At 38.2% G+C, this 16544-nt stretch carries 16 protein-coding genes; 14 read left to right on the top strand and 2 right to left on the bottom strand.

The features are described from left to right. Positions 1–40 precede the first annotated feature (40 nt). Entirely contained in the window at positions 41–1963 is a 1923-nt protein-coding gene (locus MMU07_RS20045) for a M14 family metallopeptidase (protein WP_241128389.1), read from the bottom strand. A gap of 125 nt (positions 1964–2088) precedes the next feature. After that, positions 2089–2622, bottom strand: coding sequence for a hypothetical protein (locus tag MMU07_RS20040; RefSeq protein ID WP_241128388.1), 534 nt, complete (start codon positions 2620–2622; stop codon positions 2089–2091). Positions 2623–2995: 373 nt separating this feature from the next. On the opposite strand from MMU07_RS20040, the gene MMU07_RS20035 reads away from it, so the two are divergent. From MMU07_RS20035 to MMU07_RS19970, 14 genes are all read left to right on the top strand, one after another. Next, positions 2996–3463: an Lrp/AsnC ligand binding domain-containing protein gene (locus MMU07_RS20035; protein WP_113924546.1), complete on the top strand. Its 468-nt coding sequence runs from the start codon at positions 2996–2998 to the stop codon at positions 3461–3463. A gap of 285 nt (positions 3464–3748) precedes the next feature. Next, complete coding sequence (gene sufB / locus MMU07_RS20030; RefSeq protein ID WP_241128387.1) at positions 3749–5194, top strand: Fe-S cluster assembly protein SufB; 1446 nt, start codon at positions 3749–3751, stop codon at positions 5192–5194. A gap of 18 nt (positions 5195–5212) precedes the next feature. Next, complete coding sequence (locus MMU07_RS20025; protein WP_241128386.1) at positions 5213–5578, top strand: four helix bundle protein; 366 nt, start codon at positions 5213–5215, stop codon at positions 5576–5578. An 85-nt stretch (positions 5579–5663) separates the two neighbouring features. Continuing rightward, positions 5664–6425: a Fe-S cluster assembly ATPase SufC gene (gene sufC, locus MMU07_RS20020; protein WP_241128385.1), complete on the top strand. Its 762-nt coding sequence runs from the start codon at positions 5664–5666 to the stop codon at positions 6423–6425. A 32-nt stretch (positions 6426–6457) separates the two neighbouring features. Next, complete coding sequence (gene sufD, locus MMU07_RS20015) at positions 6458–7735, top strand: Fe-S cluster assembly protein SufD (protein ID WP_241128384.1); 1278 nt, start codon at positions 6458–6460, stop codon at positions 7733–7735. Positions 7736–7744: 9 nt separating this feature from the next. Next, complete coding sequence (locus MMU07_RS20010) at positions 7745–8968, top strand: cysteine desulfurase (RefSeq protein ID WP_272492483.1); 1224 nt, start codon at positions 7745–7747, stop codon at positions 8966–8968. Then, positions 8965–9396 carry a SufE family protein gene (locus tag MMU07_RS20005; protein WP_241128383.1) on the top strand — a complete coding sequence of 144 codons (432 nt, stop codon included), beginning with the start codon at positions 8965–8967 and terminating at the stop codon, positions 9394–9396. Before MMU07_RS20010 ends, MMU07_RS20005 begins: the two co-directional genes overlap by 4 nt. 5 nt (positions 9397–9401) lie before the next feature. Continuing rightward, positions 9402–9743, top strand: a complete 342-nt coding sequence (locus tag MMU07_RS20000) for a DUF59 domain-containing protein (protein ID WP_113924540.1) — start codon at positions 9402–9404, stop codon at positions 9741–9743. Positions 9744–9756: 13 nt separating this feature from the next. Further along, on the top strand, positions 9757–10176 hold the full coding sequence (locus tag MMU07_RS19995; RefSeq protein ID WP_241128382.1) for a BrxA/BrxB family bacilliredoxin: 420 nt from the start codon (positions 9757–9759) through the stop codon (positions 10174–10176). A 301-nt stretch (positions 10177–10477) separates the two neighbouring features. Next, a complete protein-coding gene (locus MMU07_RS19990) occupies positions 10478–11767 on the top strand; it encodes a citrate synthase (protein ID WP_241128381.1) in 1290 nt (429 codons plus the stop codon). Between the two features lie 165 nt (positions 11768–11932). Continuing rightward, positions 11933–12193 (top strand): acyl-CoA-binding protein, encoded by a 261-nt coding sequence (locus MMU07_RS19985; RefSeq protein WP_241128380.1) that lies wholly within the window; start codon positions 11933–11935, stop codon positions 12191–12193. A 226-nt stretch (positions 12194–12419) separates the two neighbouring features. Continuing rightward, entirely contained in the window at positions 12420–14234 is a 1815-nt protein-coding gene (locus MMU07_RS19980; protein WP_241128379.1) for a DEAD/DEAH box helicase, read from the top strand. A 130-nt stretch (positions 14235–14364) separates the two neighbouring features. After that, positions 14365–15081, top strand: coding sequence for a 16S rRNA (uracil(1498)-N(3))-methyltransferase (locus MMU07_RS19975; protein WP_241128378.1), 717 nt, complete (start codon positions 14365–14367; stop codon positions 15079–15081). 147 nt (positions 15082–15228) lie between these two features. Then, positions 15229–16374: an alpha/beta hydrolase gene (locus MMU07_RS19970; protein WP_241128377.1), complete on the top strand. Its 1146-nt coding sequence runs from the start codon at positions 15229–15231 to the stop codon at positions 16372–16374. Positions 16375–16544: the final 170 nt, after the last annotated feature.

Genomic DNA, 16544 nt, shown 5'->3' with positions numbered 1-16544 from the left:
CTATGTTTTGTGGCAAGAACGTCTCAAATGAACCTATAAGCTAGTTTCCTAATGTAAATTCCCTTTCAATATATCCTCCTCTTGTAGATAACAATTTCAACTTTCCTTTGACCGGCTCTTTTTGGTTAACCTTTACTTTAAAAACTGCTTCTTTTGTCTCTCCAGCTTCGGTATACCCTGCATAGATGATTTTCTCATACAGATCAGGAGTTGTAATCTGAACTTTAGCATTTTCAAAACCTTTGGTAAGTTCTTTGTCAAATTCCAACATTAAGCGGTCTTCTTGAACGATTTTCACCCTTTTTGCCTGATCCAATGCTACGGGAAGTTTTCCGGAATTGGTCCAGGTCACTTTGATTTCATACTGATCTCCTGATTTATTGATATCAACATTTTTGATTTCGATCTGAGGCAAGTCCAAGGCCATAGCGAGGTTAAATAGGGACTGTTTTTTGATCCAGCTTTCTAATTGCCAAGGAGGTCCGTTTTGGCTAAAGAATTTTGGGTGTGATCCGCCAATTTCGACTTCACCAAGCTGCGGATGGTTGAATTTTTCCCAATTTTTAAAACCTTTGGAACCATTCTCCTCATCATCCCATCTCATACCATCGTAATCATCCCGCTGTCCATCACCGTCATAATCCTTCATGGCACCATTGTTCCATAACTCATCTCCATACCAAACCGCTCCATAATAGAAATAGCCGAAGTCTGGTCCATGCCCAAATAATGGGCTTGGCTTCAAAGGGTCTCCGGTCAGCCTGTTGACTTTTCCTCTTGTGCTATAGGTCTCGTATACATCACCGGCCCAAGGGTACCCTGTTATAGTCATTCCAAGGCTGTCATAATATTCATAAATCAACCTATCCTTCAAAAACATAGACTCTGCACTCGATGAAGTGGAAGGTGGTCTCAGGTGCATGGGAACCCTTGTATCCAATGAATTTACAACTGAAATATTTGGATGAGAAAGCAACCAAAGTACTGTAGAGCGTGTCTCTATTTCGCTCAATGGATACTCTCCGGCACCAAATTGGGTGTAGCCTCTTCCCGTTTCATCACCACCGGTGTCAGGACGCCAGTTTTCGGGATAGTTTCGGTGAAGGTCAAGTCCGCCTATCCCATCTTCATTGTATTTGCCGTCGCCATCATTATCTATTCCTTCCGAATACATGATATAATCACCTTTGCCTTCAAAAACTCTTTTCATCAATCGTCCTTTAGGATCTCTGGGATCAATGACGAAGTTTGCCTGCTCCTTTTCTTTTTCAGTTACAGCTTTTTTACGCATCATACGAATGATTCCGTCTCCGTCAAGATCCTCGCTTGGATCTTCATCAAGTAACCCATCTCTATCCGTATCGTGTGGGCGGACAGTACTTCGATTTTGCTGCTCCGTAAAAAGGTACATGTTGGTTCCGTCAGGATTGTTTTGAGGCCTCACATAGACTGTTTTGGTGTCAATCAGTTTTGTGATTTCGGGGTCTTTGCCATAGTTTTCCAATAAATGCTGGGTCAACCAAAAAACAGCTTCACTTGCTGTTACCTCTCCGCCGTGCCTACCTCCTTCAAAATAAGCTGCTGGCTTGTCCGTATGTTTTCCGGTTTTTTTGTTGGTGATCGTCATTTGAAGAATTGGTCTTCCCTCATAAGATTTTGCCACCTCATAGAGTTCGGTGATATCCGGATATTTTTCTGCCCACAATTTGTACCAGTGATACATCACATCAGGGGTATGATAGATGTCAAAAGTAAGTTTTTCGCCAGGAGTATATTGCACCTCCGGAAACTCATATTTTTTGAAAAAAGACTGACCATGTCTTTCCCCGGAAACCGTGTAAAACTTTGAATTCTTATCCTGCTCCGGCCATTTTTTTTCCGGAGACAGAGACACTTCCTGTGCTACAGCAAAGCTCGTCAATGCAAGCAATCCCAAAGCAACCATTAGTATGTTTTTCTTCATTTCTATTTGAGTTAATGATCAGGATAAAATTAGGATATGACACCCCTCATTCCTAACCGCTCAAAAAAAATCCCCGTCAAATAATGACGGGGATAAATTAACCGAAGAGTTAATCTGAACAAATATTAATAGCCCATGACAAGTTCAAATTCCATAGAATCATATGAATTGAATCCTGGGACAGGAATGGCTTTTGGCATTTTTCTCAAAACATGTGCAACCCTTTCTTTCAATCCTTTATCGGCTGCTTCGTTTAGGATTTTATATGCAACTACTTTTCCAAATTCATTTATTGTAATCACCACTCTCAATTCATCTATTGAAGAGGAACTCTTTTTTGTTCTAAATATAAATGGAGCATAACCGTCAAGCATTGAAAAAGTCTCTTCAGACCAAAACCAAGGAGCGTAATCAGAACCAAATCCTTCAACAGGGTCAAGTACATCAATGATTAAATCACTGGTCAATCCTAAATTTTGATTATCAGTGGAAACACCCATGAATGGCCTCAAGGAAACTAGGGCCTTTTCGCTTTCTTTTATAGGGCTTTTAATTTCTTTATCATTTTCTTTTTCAGAAAATACTGCTTTGGCCTGAACACGTGATCCAACAAGCGAAACACTTACGAATAATGCGAGGATGAAAGGAAGTCTGTACATATGCGAGATATTTTTTTCAAATATACAGATAAATATTTTTCATATGCAAATTTTTGTATTTGATTTTTTTTCTAGGGCACAAAAAAGTCTTGCCATTAGCAAGACCCTTTTCAGAATATAAACCCAAATATAACTTTAGAGATTAAAAGTTTCGATGATAAGAATGTCTGAAATAAAGTAAAACTTATATTTTCAAACAATTATTTGACCAAAAGAAATAATAACCAAATATTATATAACTTCTAATCGAACGCACCAAAGTAACTTCATTTTACCGAATTTTACAAATTGAAAAATTTATTTTGCATTTTTTTAACTATTTCATAATTTGTGGCCACATATATTAACATAGCCTCAAATTAACCCAAAAAAAATGGACAAAATTTTAGATATTGACAATGTTGATCTTAAGATTATTTCATTGTTGAATGACGATGCCAAGACACCATATACCGAAATTGCAAAAAAAGTCTACGTTTCCTCCGGTACTGTGCATGTGAGAATGCGCAAACTAGAAGATATGGGAATCGTAAAAAGTGCTACACTCAATATTGATTTTTCAAAACTTGGTTACGACATATCTGCCTTCCTTGGAATTTACCTTGAAAAAAGTTCTTTATATGATACTGTAATCGGAAGATTAAAGGAAATTTCTGAAGTAATTAATGCCTATTACACCACGGGTAACTACAGTATTTTTGCAAAAATCATATGCAAAGATACCAATCACCTCAGGACAGTATTGGACAAAATCCAAAAAGTCGATGGAATAGATAGAACTGAAACGTTGATTGTATTGGAAGAAAGTATCAACAGACCCATTCAGTTTTTTGAAAAGTAGGAGGTTAAACCTACTAAACAATGATATTCCTCATATAAATCGCTTATTTAGATTAAATCCATTTTAACAAAAAATATAATTTAAATAACTTGATTTTTCATTATTATAATATAGCTGGGATTCCCTTTCCCAGCTATATTTTTTTTTAAATACTTGAAATTCATAGTAATAAGGTCAATATTCAGGTTTATCTATCAATTTTTCCTATCGATTTGAACAATATATTTTGCTTTAATGTTGTATCTTCGCCTCACAAACTATAATTAGTCTAAATTACTCAAACAAATGAGCAAGGACAATAAGATATTAGAAGAATTAACCTCCAAAGACTACGAACACGGTTGGTCGGTCAATTTAGAAGCGGATGAAGCGCCCATTGGTTTGAATGAAGGTATCATTCGCTGGATATCTACTAAAAAAGAAGAGCCTGAATGGTTACTTGAATGGAGATTAAAGGCTTTTAATTATTGGTTGACAATGAGCGAACCCGTATGGGCCAACGTACATTACCCTAAAATTGACCTTCAGGGTCTCCGCTACTACTCTGCACCCAAGAAAAGCAACAAACCAAAAAGCTTGGATGAAATTGACCCTGAATTGCTTCAAATCTATGAAAGACTCGGCATCAATCTTAACGAACAAAAAAGACTTCAGGGAATTGCTGTAGATGCTGTACTGGATTCGGTTTCGGTGGGAACGACTTTTAAAGAAACCCTCTCCAAACTTGGGATTATTTTTTGTTCATTTAGTGAAGCTGTTCATGAACACCCCGAATTGGTTAAAAAATATTTGGGTTCAGTGGTCCCAATGACTGACAATTACTACGCAGCACTCAATTGCGCGGTTTTTTCTGACGGATCTTTCTGTTACATCCCTACCGGTGTCAGATGTCCTATGGAGCTTTCCACCTATTTTAGAATCAATGCCGCCAATACAGGCCAATTTGAAAGAACACTGATCATTGCAGATGAGGGATCTTATGTCTCTTATTTGGAAGGATGTACTGCACCACAAAGAGATGAGAATCAACTTCACGCTGCAGTAGTTGAAATTTATGCTGCCAAAAATGCAGAAGTGAAATATTCCACAGTTCAAAACTGGTATCCTGGTGACAAATCGGGAAAAGGAGGTATTTATAATTTTGTAACCAAAAGAGGAATCTGCGCCGGTGACCATTCAAAAATATCGTGGACACAGGTAGAAACAGGGTCCGCTGTCACCTGGAAATACCCTTCCTGTATCTTAAAAGGTGACTACTCAATCGGTGAATTCTATTCTGTAGCTGTTACCAACAATTACCAGCAAGCTGATACAGGAACAAAAATGATCCATATCGGAAAAAATACGAGATCAAGGATTGTTTCCAAAGGAATTTCTGCAGGACGATCACAAAATTCTTACAGAGGTCAGGTTCAGGTAATGAAAAGGGCTTCAAATGCAAGGAATTTTTCTCAATGTGATTCTTTATTGATGGGTGACCGTTGTGGTGCACACACTTTCCCCTACATAGACATCCAAAACCCTACAGCCAAAGTCGAACACGAAGCCACTACTTCCAAAATTGGTGAAGACCAGTTGTTCTACTGCAACCAAAGAGGAATTAGTACTGAAGATGCAGTTGCCCTGATAGTAAACGGCTATGCAAAAGAAGTGCTGAATCAACTTCCTATGGAATTTGCGGTGGAAGCACAAAAGCTTTTGGCCCTGACTCTTGAGGGTAGCGTAGGATAAAGTTTCAATATTTGAAATTTGATACTTGATAATATTGGCACTATCCGGCGGTTTGAGGATCTCGAAATTTGGCAAAAATCTAGGGACTTTAGCGTTGAAATATTCCAGGTTTCGAATTCAAACGGCTTAGAGAAAGACTTTGGTCTTATAAATCAAATTTTAAATTCTTCTGGTTACATCATCGATAAAATTGCAGAAGGTTTTGAAAGAGAAGGAAATAAAGAATTTATAAACTACTTAAGTATCGCAAAAGGTTCTTGCGGAGAAACACGCTCACAATTGCACCGAGATTTAGGCCGTAAACATATAAGTGAAGAAAAATTCAAATTACTCACTGAAAAAAACATTGAAATCATAAAATCTATTTCCGGTTTCATGAAGTAATTAAAGGAAAGTGAATTAAAAGGAAACAAGTTTAATCGGTGAAGAAAGCGTCATCGAATTTCAATTTTCTAATTTCAAATCAATTATGTTATCAATTACGAATTTACATGCCTCCATTGAAGGCACCCCTATATTAAGAGGAATCAACCTCGAAGTCAAAGCAGGTGAGGTTCACGCTATCATGGGTCCAAATGGATCGGGAAAGTCAACTTTAGCCTCTGTATTGGCAGGCAGAGAAGAATATGAAGTGACAGAAGGTGAAGTGGTATTTCAAGGAAAGGACCTCTTGGAACTTGCACCTGAAGACAGGGCTAGAGAAGGCGTTTTCCTGGCGTTTCAGTACCCCGTAGAAATACCTGGCGTGAGCACAACAAATTTTTTGAGAACTGCTGTCAATCAGGTTCGTGAATATAGAGGTTTGCCTGCCTTGGATGCCGTCAAGTTTCTTTCTGTGATGAAAGAAAAAATGAAATTGGTTGAAATAGATCAAAAACTTTTGAGCCGTTCATTGAACGAGGGATTCTCAGGCGGAGAAAAAAAGAGAAATGAAATATTCCAAATGGCAATGTTGGAACCAACCCTTTCCATTCTGGATGAGACGGATTCAGGTCTCGATATAGATGCTTTGAGAATTGTTTCAAATGGGGTAAACAAATTGAAATCTGACAAAACAGCCACTATTGTAGTTACCCACTACCAGAGGTTGTTGGATTACATTGTCCCCGACTATGTCCATGTCCTTTATAACGGAAGAATTGTTAAATCAGGAACAAAAGAATTGGCAATGGAATTAGAAGAAAAAGGGTACGATTGGATCAAAGAAGAAGTGAATGCAGCTTCTGTATAATTCCGGTTTTTACCAAAAATCTTTTAAAATCAATGACGACAACTACAAATAACAATATACTTGACTCCATATTAAGTCAGGTTCCAAGCGGATCTTCTTTCTCAGATCTGAGAGAATCAAGTAGTAATTTTCTTGAAAAAAAAGGCCTTCCTGCGATAAAAGAAGAAGAATATAAATTCACCTCCATCACCAAAAAACTGGAGAACTCAATTTCTGATTTTTCTTTTGCAAAAAAATCCGATTTGAACTCTGAAACTGTTGAATCCCATGTTTTTGACGCTTTTGAAGGCGACCTTTTGGTTTTTAACAACGGCTCTTTTGAAAAAGATTTATCCAAAATATCTAACCATGGGTACACACTTTCTTTGATAAGTGATGCCAAACCTGAATTATTGGGGAAAATCGCAAAAACAGAAAAAGACCCTTTTGTCGCACTAAACAATATTGCTTTTGAGGATGGTGTTTATCTAAAAGTCCCAAAAAACCAAAAAGTAGAGAAACCCATCCTTTTGCTTTTCCTTAACCAATCAAATGAAGGACAGGTCATACATTCCAGGATTTTAATTGAAGTTGAGGATAATGCTGCCGTAACATTCTTGGAGGATAGTGTTTCTCTGGATGACAAGACCTATTTCAGCAACATGGTGACTGAAATCAAAGTCGGACAAAATTCCCAAGTTCACTATAACAGACTTCAAAACGAAAGTAAAAACACAATCACTGTTAATAATACTGAAACAGATATTCACAGAGATGCTGTTTTCACCTCTGTTTTGGTATCTCTTTCAGGAGATATGGTAAGAAACAACCTTAGCCTTAACCTTTTGGATTCAGGTTGCGAAGGAAACATGTATGGTTTATACCTTTTGAATGGAAAAACCCATGTAGACAACCATACCAATGTAGACCATACCAAGCCACACGCCCAATCCAATGAATTGTACAAAGGAGTGCTGGCTGATAGTTCCCGTGGAGTTTTCAATGGCAAAATTTTCGTAAGGCAGGATGCCCAAAAGACAAATGCATTCCAACAAAACAACAATATCTTATTGTCCGAAGACGCGATTGTCAATACCAAACCGCAATTGGAAATCTGGGCAGACGATGTCAAATGTTCCCATGGTTGTACTACTGGTCAGTTGGATGAAGAAGCGCTATTCTATTTGAGGGCCAGAGGTTTGGGCAAAGAACAGGCTAGAGGGATGTTACTCTATGCATTTACAGGCGAAGTCATGGACCACATCTCCGATGAGGCTTTCCAAAACCATATCGTAAACATCGTCCAAAACCGTTTGGGTAGCAATTTTTAAGAAAAGGTCATGCCATTGAATATAGAAAAAATCAGAAAAATGTTTCCCGTACTCCATCAGGAGGTCAATGGTAAGCCTTTGATCTATTTTGACAATGCAGCGACCACCCAAAAGCCCCAATCGGTACTTGATTCCCTCACAGGTTATTATGAACATGACAACTCCAATATCCACAGGGGTGCACATACACTGGCAGATCGGGCGACTAGACATTATGAGGAGACAAGAGAAGGGGTAAAAAATTTTATCAATGCCAATGAAAGTGCGGAAATAATTTTTACAAAAGGCACCACAGAAAGCATCAACTTAGTGGCTTCTTCTTTTGGTAGAAAATTTATCACCAAAGGTGATGAAGTAATTATCTCTACCCTTGAGCATCACTCCAACATCGTGCCTTGGCAAATGCTCTGCGAAGAAAAAGAAGCTATACTAAAAGTTATACCCATCAATGACAAAGGTGAAATCCTTTTGGATGAATTTGAAAACTTGCTTACTGAGAAGACAAAAATTGTAAGTATCGTTCATGTCTCCAATGCATTGGGTACAATAAATCCTGTAAAAGAAATCATCAAAAAAGCCCATCAAATTGGCGCAAAGGTCCTATTGGACGGTGCACAATCGACCAATCACCTAGATATTGATGTACAGGATTTGGATTGTGATTTCCTAGCCTTTTCAGCACACAAACTTTATGGGCCGACAGGTCTAGGGATTTTATATGGCAAAAGAAGTCTGCTTGAAATCATGCCTCCCTACCAAGGTGGTGGCGAGATGATCAAAGAAGTCACTTTTGCCAAAACAACTTACAATGAAATCCCATTCAAATTTGAGGCAGGGACACCCAACATTGCCGATGTAATTGCCTTTCAAAAAGCATTGGATTTCATTTCTTCCCTGGGAAAATCTAATATAAAGAGGCATGAAGATGAACTCCTTGACCATGCGAACAATTCTTTTGGGCAGATCAATGGATTTGTTCCTGTAGGAACAGCCGCAGAGAAAGTAAGCGTAATATCATTTAACATCAACGGAATGCATCCTTTTGATGTGGGGGTGATGCTCGATGCAAACGGAATTGCGGTAAGAACCGGGCATCATTGTACCCAACCCCTGATGCAGAGATTGGGCTTGGAAGGAACTGTCAGGGCATCATTTTCTGTTTACAATACCAAATCAGAAATTGATCAAATGGCAGTAAGCTTAGCCAAAATAGCCAAAATCAAAAATAAATGAGTAGCATCCAGGACATACAGGACCAAATCATCGAAGAATTCGCAATTCTCGGAGATGATAAAGAATCTACCATCTATTATATAATGGAATTGGGTGGTCAATTACCCAAATTTCCCGAAGAGGAACGATTAGAAGAGAACATCATCAAAGGGTGCCAATCTAAAGTTTGGCTTACCACAAGAGAGGAAGATGATAGAATTCAGTACTTGGCAGATTCCAACACAGATATTACCAAAGGCCTTATCAGCTTATTGATCCGGGTGCTTTCAGGTAGAACGCCCCAGGAAATCCTCAAAGCCGATCTTGACTTTATAGATAAAATCGGAATGGGAAATATCATCGGATCCCAAAGATCAAATGGTCTTTCCGCCATGATCAAGCAAATGAAATTATACGCTTTGGCTTATCAGGCCAAGCAAAATGTATAAACGATATGTCAGAAACCACAGAAGAAATAAAGGAAATACCTTCGCAAGAACTTAAGGAAAAAGTAATCAATGCCATCAAGCAAGTGTATGATCCTGAGATTCCTGTTGACGTATATGAGTTGGGCTTGATTTATGAAATCAGTGTGTATCCTGTCAATAATGTTTATATCATGATGACACTTACTTCTCCCAATTGCCCCTCTGCTGAATTTATACCTTCAGAGGTGAAAAATAAAATCCAACAGATACAGGGCATCAATCACGTGGAGTTGGAATTGACTTTTGACCCCCCATACTCCCAGGATATGATGTCCGAAGCAGCAAAACTTGAATTAGGTTTTCTTTAAAAAAAATAAAATTATGTACCCAGAGGAATTAATTGCTCCCATGCGTTCTGAACTGACCAATGCAGGTTTTCAGGAATTCAGAACAGCCGAAGAAGTGGATAACCATTTGAAAGACCACAAAGGAACCACTTTCATTGTCATCAACTCTGTTTGTGGTTGCGCAGCCGGTGCTGCAAGACCCGGAGTTAGGTTGGCTTTGGATCAAAGTGACATCAAACCGGATGTATTGGCAACTGTTTTTGCAGGAAATGATGCTGCCGCCGTTGCGAAAGTCCGTCAGCATCATTTGCCATATCCACCCTCCTCGCCTGCCATGGCATTGTTCAAGGACGGAGAATTGGTACACTTCATTGAAAGACATCATATCGAAGGAAGAAATGCAAAAATGATCGGCGAACACCTAGTTGAGGTTTTCGAACACTTCTGTAAATAAAATTAGCCCTACGGGGCTTTTTTTTTTACCAAAAAAATGACAACTACCCATACTTTTAAAAAGAATATTAATTGGAAAAAATCATGATTGGACAAAATTAATTATGCGATTCTATTAAAAAAATCAAAATTCATTTTAGATTTTAGATTTTTTTAATAGAAACAATAAAAAAAATTCATAATCTTTTATTCGCTATTGATGTAATTAAACATGTAAAAAATACACGTTTTTGCTAACTTAACCGCAGCTAAAGAAGTTAAATACTTTGAAACGATAAACAGATAAAATAAAAAAAATACTTATGTCCGAAACCGTTAAGTTTTCATATGGAGGAAAAGATTTTGAACTCCCAATTATTGAAGGAACTGAGAATGAAAAAGCTATAGACATAGCCAAACTGAGGGCTCAGACCGGATTGATTACAATAGACCCGGGATTCAAAAATACAGGTTCAACCACAAGTTCAATCACCTTTTTGGATGGTGAACTTGGTGTCCTAAGGTATAGGGGATATAATATTGAAGAACTTGCTGAAAAGTCAACCTTCTTGGAAGTAGCCTATCTATTGATATACGGTAATCTACCTACACAAAGCCAATACGAAAAGTTCACAAGGGAGATTACTACCCACACGTTGGTTCATGAGGATATTAAAAAAATCTTAGAAGGATTTCCTTCAAATGCACATCCAATGGGTGTACTTTCTTCTTTAATTTGTTCTCAGACGGCATTTTATCCAGATTCACTAAATCCAAATAGAAGTGAGGATCAATTAACTCTAAGCATTGTACGCCTTATTGCCAAAATGCCGACTTTTGCAGCTTGGGCCTATAAAAATAAAATGGGGCATCCGGTAAATTATCCTGACAATTCATTGGATTATTGCTCCAATTTCTTAAATATGATGTTTGCCTTGCCTGTTGAGAAATATGAAGTGGATCCTATCGTAGCAAAAGCTTTGGACTCTTTACTGATTCTTCATGCTGATCATGAACAAAACTGTTCTACTTCAACAGTCAGATTAGTAGGATCTTCCCAGGCCTCCGTATATGCTTCCATTTCTGCCGGAATCAATGCCCTTTGGGGACCACTTCACGGTGGAGCTAACCAATCCGTGATAGAGATGCTTGAAGCAATAAAGGCTGATGGCGGAGATGCGAAAAAATACCTTGACAAAGCAAAAGACAAAAACGACCCTTTCAGGTTGATGGGATTCGGCCATAGGGTTTATAAAAACTTTGATCCAAGGGCAAAAATCATCAAAAAAGCAGCTGATGATGTTCTTGGCAAACTTGGTGTTTCCGATCCTGTTTTGGATATAGCAAAAGAACTTGAATATGCAGCCTTGAATGACCAATACTTCGTAGAAAGAAACCTTTATCCTAATGTGGATTTTTACTCCGGTATTATATACAGAGCATTAGGCATCCCTACGGATATGTTTACGGTCCTATTTGCTATGGGACGTCTACCAGGATGGATTGCACAATGGAAAGAAATGAGACATAATGGTGAACCAATCGGAAGACCGCGTCAAATCTATACAGGCGCTGTGGATAGAAATTATATACCTATGAACAAAAGAGGTTAATAAGCCATTTTGATAATAAATAGAATCCAGACTTTGGTTTTATCCCTGAGTCTGGATTTTTTTTTAAAATATCTGATTGGTAAAAATTCAATTTTTCATAAGCACCTTCTTAGTATAAATTCTTTAATTATATTTGGAAACTTAAAATTAAAATTGAGTTTACAAATGGAAGCGAATACATTAGAATCAGCAGTAGCTTTGACAAAAAAATTTACCAGCAAGCCTTCAAATGAAGAATTATTAAAACTTTACAGCCTTTATAAGCAGGCTACGGAAGGTGATAACAACGAAGACCGACCGGGTGGATTCGACTTTGTAGCTGCTGCGAAATACAATTCTTGGTTGGCTTTAAAAGGAAAATCAAAAGAGGATGCATCTTCAGAATATGTGGATTTGGTAAATTTACTCGCCTCAAAATATATTTAAACTGTACCAAATCAGATAAAAACAGAATAAAAAATTAAAAAACGGCCATATTTTTTGAAGATATTCTAATTCATTTAGAAAATTTATTGCATATCAAAATATTTTATCTTACCTTTGCACCCGAATTAATTATATAACATTTTTCTAACCGTGGGTTTCCTTACTGTCGCTTGACTTGGGTTGCTTCAAAGAAAAACATGGTCTAGAAGAAGTAAGGAAACATTTCATGGAAAAAGAATTAACATTCTCAGACCTTGGGATTTCAGAAGAAATCCTAAAGGCAGTGGAAGATATGGGTTATACCCAACCTTCCACAATTCAATCACAATCTATCCCTTTTTTATTGGAAGGTAAAGACGTCATCGGGCAGGCTCAAACTGGAACCGGAAAGACAGCATCTTTTGGAATTCCGATTATTGACAAGGTTGATGGAAGCATCAAAAAACCTCAAGCCCTTATTCTTTGTCCAACGCGTGAACTTGCAGTTCAGGTAGAAGGTGAAATTGTAAAGCTTGCCAAATACAAAAGAGGGATTTCCTCCACTTGTATCTATGGAGGTGACTCCATGGACAGACAGGTGAGAGACCTTAAAAGAGGTGTTCAGATAGTTGTTGGAACTCCAGGTAGAATCATGGACCATATGGACCGCGGTACATTAAAGCTGGAAAATGTCGGAATCATCGTTTTGGATGAGGCTGATGAAATGCTCGATATGGGCTTCAGGGATGACATAGAAAACATCCTGAGCGAATGTCCTGAGGAGAGGCAAACCATTTTCTTCTCGGCCACAATGCCAAAGCCGATCATGGATTTGACGAGAAAATATCAGAAAAACCCTGAAATCGTCAAAGTTCTTAGAAAAGAACTTACTGTAGAAAATATCTCTCAAGTATACTACGAAGTAAAACCTGCACTGAAAATTGAATTGATGACAAGGCTGATTAGCTTAAACCAATTCAATTTGGGAATAGTGTTCTGTAACACCAAAAGAGTTACCGACGAAGTGACTGAAGAACTTTTAGCGCGCGGAATCACCGCTGAAGCCCTTCATGGCGACCTTTCACAGGCCCAAAGAACCAAGGTCATGAATAAATTCAGGAAAGGACAGGTTTCAATCTTGGTCGCTACGGATGTGGCTGCAAGAGGGATAGATGTTGACAATGTAGAAGTTGTATTCAACTTTGACCTTCCTTTAGATGAAGATAACTATGTGCACAGAATTGGAAGGACAGGACGTGCAGGAAAGTCAGGTGCTGCAATCAGTTTTGTAACAGGAAGAAAAGACATGTTTAGGGTAAGGGATTTGGAGAAATTCATCAAAACCTCAATTACTAAAATGGCTCCTCCATCTGTGGCTGATTTGGTTGAATTGAAAAAAACACAATTGATCAAGGATGTTTACAGGCAATTGAACAAGGAAGAAGACAACAGTTTTTATGAAGATACCATTGGCCAAATGCTTACCGAAGGTTTGACTTTGGAGCAGATTGTCCTGGGTCTTGCAAAAATTCAGATGGCTGATGCAGTACATGAAATGGAGGATCAAAACTTCGATCTTGACCTTGGAAGAGGCGGTGAAAGAAGCGGAGACAGAGGTGGAAGAAGATCTGAAGGAAGGGATTTTGGAAGAGGTAGAGAAAGAGACAGGGATTCAGGAAGAAGTGGAAACAGAGAGCGTGGTGGAAGGTTTGAAAGAAATGACAGGCCCGATAGAGCAGAGAGAAGCGATAGACCGGACAGAGGCGAAAGAAGCGAAAGATCCTTTGATAGAGGTCCTGCTAGGGAAAAAGGTGTAAGGGAGCCGGGAATGGCCCGCTTGTTTCTTAACCTCGGAAAGAAAGATAGAATCAGACCAAACGACATCGTAGGTGCTATCGCAGGTGAAACCGGAGTTCCCGGAAGAAGTATTGGTGGAATAGACATATTTGACAACTTCTCTTTCGTAGACGTACCTTCCAAAGATGCCGAGCACGTGATCAAAGTGATGAAAAATAATACTATCAAAGGTATCACAGTAAATATGGAAATATCTAAAGCTTAATTGTAACAAAACAAAAAAGCTAAAAAGGTCAATTATAGAAAGCGCAGTCTCCCCGAGATTGCGCTTTTTTTTTGATAATACGAGAGCGCAAAAGATGAATATGTATTTTAGCAAATAATTATTGACAACCATGCAGCTTTTCTTCCACGAAAATATATCAGAAAACACTTTCCATCTCGATCAGGAGGAATCAAAACACCTGATTAAAGTATTGAGGAAAAACCAAGGGGACAGAGTAGATTTCACAGACGGCCAAGGTTACCTATACCACTGTATTGTTTTGGATGCCAATCAAAAAAGAGCCGGAATTAAAGTGTTAGAAAGGCTATTTGATCCAGAAGATGATCATTACATACACCTAGCCATCTGCCCTACCAAAAATCCTGATAGAATGGAATGGATGATAGAAAAAATCACAGAGATAGGTGTCCACGAAATAAGCCTGATAGAATCAGAGCACTCAGAACGTTCTTTTTTAAAACTTGATAGACTGGAAAAGAAAATCGTTGCTGCTTGTAAGCAGAGTTTGAAAACAAGGATTCCAAAACTAAACCCGATCTGTCAAATGGAAGACTTGTTGGTAAACAAAAAATTTGACACCTATCAGCGTTTTATTGCCTATGTTGATAAGGACAACGTACAACACCTTTTTGAAAAAGCCAAACCGAATAATGCTTACCTGATTCTGATAGGGCCTGAAGGAGACTTTTCGCCACAAGAGATTGAGCTCGCCTTCAAAAATTTCTTTCTTCCCTGCTCATTAGGGAAAAGCAGGCTTAGAACAGAAACCGCGGGTCTTGTGGCTGTACATACGCTTCAATTACTTAACAGCTTAGATGTAAAATGATTAAAACGAAATCTAATCCTCCCCTAAATCCTAGAAACGAAATTGGCAAAATCTCTTTTAAAAAAATGAAAATTCTTCTTTAATTGCCCGGCACAAAAAGCTATTTTTACTATTAAGGATCTGAAAAAATAATTGGAAACAACTCGGATGGAGTGTGAAGAAAATACGATTGTGAGGCAGGAAGAGACCATAGAGTATAAGAATGGCTTGACCATATTGCTCTCAACAGAAGAGGATGATGACCGACCGGTATACTTGTCAGGGAATTTTAACCAATGGATAACCCAGGATAAAAAGTACCTGATGAATAAACAGGAAAAGGGAAAGTATACATTCACCTTCCCTGCTGAATTTTCATACCCAGAAGAACTCATTTACAAATTTACCAAAGGTGATTGGTCGGAGGTAGAAATAGACAAGTTTGAAAACAAAACCCCAAACAGGCACTGTAAGAAAAAGTCAGGACTCCAAAAAGAACATGTACCCAAATGGCGTCAAAACTGGCTTCCTTATAGACCAAGCCAGTTACCCCAAGTTCATCTGATTTCCGAAGAATTTGAAATCCCTCAACTCAATAAAACAAGGAAAGTGTGGGCACTGCTGCCCTATGATTACAATACATCAGAGGAAAAATATCCCGTACTCTACCTTCAGGATGCCCAAAACCTTTTTAATGAAAAGTCTCCTTTTGGCAATTGGCAAATAGACAAAAAACTGGCTGTCATGTCTGACTACGGTATTGGAAAAATAATCATCATCGCCATAGAACATGCTGAAAAAGAAAGGGTTTTAGAATATAACGTAGGGAAAACATTACTTGGGAAAGGCCAAGGAAAGCAATACATCCGATTCCTGACAGACACACTAAAACCATTCATCGACAAAAACTTCCGAACCAAACCCGAAAGAGAATTTACCGGCATTGGGGGAAGTTCAATGGGAGGATTGGTGAGCCTATTCAGCGGGTTGATTTACCCTGAGGTATACGGCAAACTCATGATCTTCTCCCCTTCTCTTTGGGTAATTCCAAAAATCAAAGTTTCCTTTTTAGACTTTTTTGAACCTATGGATACCAAAATATACCTTTATGCAGGGGGTGAAGAAAGTGCCAATATGGTTACCCACGTAAAGAAATTTAAAAAACGACTTTTGAAAAGGGAAACACTTCGTGATAAAATGGAAATCCAACTCAGCATCAACGAGCAAGGCAAACACAATGAAACTTACTGGAGTGATGAATTTCCCAAGGCGATCGAGTGGCTTTTTTTCAGTAACAAAAAAGGTGATTTATAAAAATCACATTAAAAAAATATGTGTATCCGCATGAATGCACGTGACAAAATTTGACAATAAGTGTCAATAATTTGTGGTTGAAGTATAGTGGTTGTTTCTTGTACTAAAATATGAAACATTATGACCATACTACAATTCATGCAAAATTTTCCTGATGAATCAAGCTGCGA

This window comes from Cognataquiflexum nitidum (assembly GCF_022538055.1).
Classification (GTDB): domain Bacteria; phylum Bacteroidota; class Bacteroidia; order Cytophagales; family Cyclobacteriaceae; genus Cognataquiflexum; species Cognataquiflexum nitidum.
The sequence above is the reverse complement of the archived record's forward strand: the minus strand, read 5'-3'. Positions and strand labels throughout refer to the sequence as shown.